Below are 4,493 nucleotides of genomic sequence, written 5' to 3'. Positions count from 1 at the left end.
TGCTCCGATATACGTTATCAAGAAACTATGAAAAACTTAATAGGGTATTATTTCAACGCAATGCCTGAAGAGTATCGTACACGGCTTGCACGCGGACTGGATTAGGGTGGTTTTTATTAGCCAGCATCACGATACCAACCTTCTTCTCTGGGATGAATACAATATAAGCGCCACTACAGGCAAATAAAAACTCAAATTATGTTTTATGTGTAACAAACGAAATTGGGTAGACAATAGGCCTCCCCCAGCAAGTGGGATACATCGTCGGGCTGCGATAAGGCAATTAGCCTGCTATGATGGGATACAAACTGAGATACACACAAACCTTTAACTACGTGTAAATGCAGCAGGAAACGGTCTTTCATTTGGCTAGTTGCCTTACCGGTCAACTCTATGTCTGCAATTCCAATTTTGGGGAGTCTATGGGGTTTTACCTATCGTATGGAACCTAATAGAAGTGGCTCACTCTAGTTAATTGGTGAATCTTTTTGTTGCCTGTAATCTTTGAAATGGTTGTAACACAATCGGCCATACAATTTGGGACAACCAGTGTCACATAAACCAATAGAGGCTTACATTGATTAATTTTAAATCATTGATTTATATTAAAAAATAACAAATTCATTGCGCCTTCACAGGCGTCGCGAAACGATCACAGGATCTTGTCGGGAAATACGCAGGGCAACCGTGTTATACGGTTACAGGCAGTTTTTGGATTTTACACGCCATCTCGATGTCACGGTAGCAGGCGGAAAGACTGCATTTTTGCTTAGTCAAAAAACGCCTTTGCAGCAGGTTATGGATAAGTCGTTCGACGTTTTCTGATAAACGTACCTTACCTTTGCCTCCTGACGATTGTCCTGGTGCCAAATCTGTTATCAGGCCGTTCCTCGCCGGACTCGTTGGTTCAAAACATAAACTTGCCGCCGGGATAGATTGAGTTCTCTGGCGGCCTCATCCACGGCCTGATGACCGACGATGTCAGAGAGGCCAGAGGGGCGATATTCTGCATCCTAACGCGTGCCAGCTCCCAGTCAGTCTCCGATGGCAGATTCTGCAATACGTGTTTTTGTGACCGCCATACCCACCCCTTATGGTCGTGCACAGGAACATTAAGTATAGTTGCGTTTCGTGCATATGATTTCAGATCAAAAACTGTCAGAAGTGATATGCACAAAGGTCCCCGAAGCCAGCAAACTGGTGCAATCGTCCTATGAAAATGACAAATGGGAAAATCGCCATAATTTAGACTATGACATTAGAGTATACCTAAATATCATAGATTTCGGGTAGGATGAAATTCATGTATATCTTTGTATTGCTACTTTGAATTAAAAAACTAGCTGGCACATTAAAATGGATAGACTTATAATGAATGTAAGATTATGTCTTACATGAGGTGTTTATGGCCAGAACAATGACAGTAGATATTGGTGAGGAACTTCGCGACTTCATAGACTCGCTGGTTAACTCAGGTGATTATAGAACTCAAAGCGAAGTGCTCCGTGATGCTTTGCGTTTATTGCGTGAAAAGCAGGCCGAATCCCATTTACAATCATTACGGGACTTATTGGCTGAAGGTGTTAGTAGCGGTACGCCAGAAACCTGGAACAAAGACGTATTTTTGCAGCGAATAAAGAAAAGGGTTAATCTGAATGAAAGAGATTAATCTGACACCGAAAGCAATTGAAGATTTGGAGAATATTTGGCTTTATGGTCAGATACAATTTGGCTTAGCCAAAGCGGATGAATATGTCGCTCACTTTTCTGACATATTTGATATTTTGGCCAGACATGAAATTGGTACACAACGATCTGAGTTAGGTGAAAATATTTTTTCTCTTCCTATTGAAAAGCATGTGATTTTCTTCGTTCCATCCGAGTCTTCTATCACTGTAATTCGTATTCTTAATCAATCACAGGACGTAAATCGTCACATTACCTGGAGATAGAACTCCATCCTGAGTACAGGGACTGAAAGATGCCCTGATTACTCATGGCCCAAAACCAAACAATATCGCTAGTTTCAGAAACGTTATATCAAAATCCTTTTATGCTGCTCTATATCAAGATGTAGCGACCTCATCCCTTAAGAATATCTCAGATTTCGCGTAGCGCAATCGGCATTCTTGTATACGGACTCATTCTGAAATGGGGATCTGAAACTAAAGATAAAAATCCTCTTGTCTTTAAGTAAATATTTTACATAAACGTCTATATGTAGCATTATTGTATATATACTTAAATGCTACATGTTGAGGTTTTTTGTGTCGGTAAATACTAAACAAATCTATAGAGTGGCCGAGCGCTCTGAACATATGCTCACTCTTCTGACCAAACAGATTAAGGAACAAAAGGAAGAGCTGGAAGAAACAACTTATTTCCAGACTTATGCCAAGGCTGCTGTTGCCAAATTACCTAAATTGACACGTGCAAGTGTTGACTATGCTGTCACCGAAATGGAAGAGCAAGGTTACACGTTTTTGAAGAAACCGGCTGGAACATCTATAAAATATGCAATGTCACTGCAAAATATTATAGATATATATCATCATCGTGGTGTTCCTAAATACCGTGATCGCCACGATGAAGCCTTCACTATTTTTGTTGGTAATTTGAAAGGTGGTGTATCGAAAACAGTAAGTTCGGTTTCACTTGCTCATGGATTACGTGCCCACCCTCACCTACTTTATGAAGATTTAAGAATTCTGGTTATAGATCTTGATCCTCAATCTTCAGCTACAATGTTTCTAAATCACTCTCGTTCTATTGGGGCTGTAGATACAACCTCTGCTCAGGCAATGCTACAGAATGTCACCCGCGAAGAACTTCTGTCTGAATTTGTCATTTCTTCTATTGTGCCGGGCGTTGATGTTATCCCTGCTTCTATTGAAGATGCATTTATTGCATCGCAATGGAAAGAACTGTGTACCGAACATTTGCCTGGCCAGAATATCTATACCGTTCTTAAAGAGAACATTATTGATAAAATCAACAAGGATTATGATTTTATCTTTATTGATAGTGGCCCACATCTCGATGCTTTCCTGAGTAATGCCATTGCTGCATCTAACTTGCTTATGACTCCGATCCCCCCTGCTCAGGTCGATTTCCACTCCACTCTAAAATATCTCACTCGTCTTCCTGAACTCATTGAGATGATTGCAAAATCAGGGGCTAAGTATCCCCTTCAGGGCAATATAGGATTTATGTCTAAATTGCAGAATAAATCTGACCACAAGCTTTGTCATAGCCTGGCCAAAGAGATATTTGGGGGTGATATGTTGGATGTGGCCCTACCACGGCTTGATGGTTTTGAACGATGTGGCGAATCTTTTGATACGGTTATTTCCGCCAACCCCTCTACCTATGTTGGTAGTAGTGAGGCATTAAAAAATGCTCGTGCGGCAGCGGAAGATTTTGCTAAAGCTGTATTCGATCGCATCGAATTTATTCGGATGAACTGAGGTAACCCATGACAAAAAAACGCCCAACCATCGGCCGGACATTTAGTGGTTCTCCTTTGTCCAATATATCAACTGATAATTATCGTCAAATTTTCACTCTTTCCTCAGGGAAAAAAGCTGTATTCATGTTTGAAACCATTCCGGCAGAGGATATTGCTGAACGTTCATTTGTATCTCTGGCCACAAATGGCAGAGATCAAGCGGGTGTCACGGAGGAATCACTTCAGGACATTATCAGAACCATTCGTCTTCAACAATTTTTCCCGGCAATTGGACGTATAATTGATGGAAAGATTGAAATTCTCGACGGTTCACGTCGCAGAGCTGCCGCATTGATTTGCCATGTCGATCTCAATGTCTTAGTTACTCAGGATGATATTGATATGGATGATGCGAGAAAACTCGCCGCTGATATTCAAACTGCAAAAGAACATAATTTACGTGAGATTGGATTAAGGCTTTTACTTCTCCGTGATTCAGGCATGAACCAGAAAGAGATAGCCCAATCTGAACGCTTATCTCCCGCGAAAGTTACCCGAGCTATTCAGGCCGCATCGGTACCATATATGATGTTAGAGCTTTTTCCTGTTCAATATGAACTAACCTATCCAGATTATAAATTCTTGCTCGATATTGATGAACAATTACGGCTGCGTAGCCTCGAACTAGAGACATTTGTTGATTTGGTAAGAAAACAAATAAAAACAATTTCTAATGCAAGTGAGCTAGTCTCAGATGAACTTAAAAATGAAATAATAAAGTCGTTTCGACATGTTTTAGATGGGATTTTAGCTAAACCTGAAAAGCAGACTGCTGCTGTTGAAAAATTGTGGGACTTCGAAGAAAAAGATAAGTATGCCCGAAAACGCATAAAGGGACGTGCTTTTAGTTATGAGTTTAGCCGTTTGCCAAAAGAGTTACAGATAGAACTTGATCGATTGATTTTGCACACAATGAAGAAACATTTATCACAGTAATTTTTTCAATTAAGTGGCGATTTCAGCCTGAAATCGTCACTGAAATTAG

General features: G+C 40.5%; 4 protein-coding genes and 2 pseudogenes. 4 read left to right on the top strand and 2 right to left on the bottom strand.

The features are described 5' to 3' along the window. Positions 1–52 precede the first annotated feature (52 nt). Both V1952_RS20225 and V1952_RS20220 read right to left on the bottom strand, forming a co-directional pair. A pseudogene (locus V1952_RS20225) lies at positions 53–172 on the bottom strand (class C beta-lactamase); the annotation flags it as partial. A 466-nt stretch (positions 173–638) separates the two neighbouring features. After that, a pseudogene (locus V1952_RS20220) lies at positions 639–1,060 on the bottom strand (transposase); the annotation flags it as partial. Positions 1,061–1,405: 345 nt separating this feature from the next. Here V1952_RS20220 and V1952_RS20215 point away from each other — a divergent pair. The 4 genes from V1952_RS20215 to V1952_RS20200 all read left to right on the top strand — a co-directional run bounded on the left by V1952_RS20215 (position 1,406) and on the right by V1952_RS20200 (position 4,444). Then, the gene (locus V1952_RS20215; RefSeq protein ID WP_420074045.1) at positions 1,406–1,669 is read left to right on the top strand and encodes a type II toxin-antitoxin system ParD family antitoxin; all 264 of its coding nucleotides are present in this window, start codon (positions 1,406–1,408) and stop codon (positions 1,667–1,669) included. Next, on the top strand, positions 1,656–1,952 hold the full coding sequence (locus V1952_RS20210; protein WP_420074044.1) for a type II toxin-antitoxin system RelE/ParE family toxin: 297 nt from the start codon (positions 1,656–1,658) through the stop codon (positions 1,950–1,952). Before V1952_RS20215 ends, V1952_RS20210 begins: the two co-directional genes overlap by 14 nt. Positions 1,953–2,252: 300 nt before the next feature. Beyond that, complete coding sequence (locus V1952_RS20205; protein WP_420073996.1) at positions 2,253–3,467, top strand: AAA family ATPase; 1,215 nt, start codon at positions 2,253–2,255, stop codon at positions 3,465–3,467. 8 nt (positions 3,468–3,475) lie between these two features. Further along, the gene (locus tag V1952_RS20200) at positions 3,476–4,444 is read left to right on the top strand and encodes a ParB family protein (RefSeq protein WP_420073995.1); all 969 of its coding nucleotides are present in this window, start codon (positions 3,476–3,478) and stop codon (positions 4,442–4,444) included. The last annotated feature ends 49 nt before the right edge of the window (positions 4,445–4,493 follow it).

It is taken from the genome of Yersinia sp. 2542 StPb PI (assembly GCF_048593855.1).
GTDB lineage: Bacteria > Pseudomonadota > Gammaproteobacteria > Enterobacterales > Enterobacteriaceae > Yersinia > Yersinia enterocolitica_E.
This window is presented reverse-complemented; position numbering and strand designations above follow the sequence as displayed.

Bases quoted from the DNA above. Each gene is read 5' to 3' on its own strand.
- V1952_RS20210 (WP_420074044.1), top strand. From the start codon at position 1,656: ATGAAAGAGATTAATCTGACACCGAAAGCAATTGAAGATTTGGAGAAT.
- V1952_RS20215 (WP_420074045.1), top strand. From the start codon at position 1,406: ATGGCCAGAACAATGACAGTAGATATTGGTGAGGAACTTCGCGACTTC.
- V1952_RS20205 (WP_420073996.1), top strand. From the start codon at position 2,253: ATGTTGAGGTTTTTTGTGTCGGTAAATACTAAACAAATCTATAGAGTG.
- V1952_RS20200 (WP_420073995.1), top strand. From the start codon at position 3,476: ATGACAAAAAAACGCCCAACCATCGGCCGGACATTTAGTGGTTCTCCT.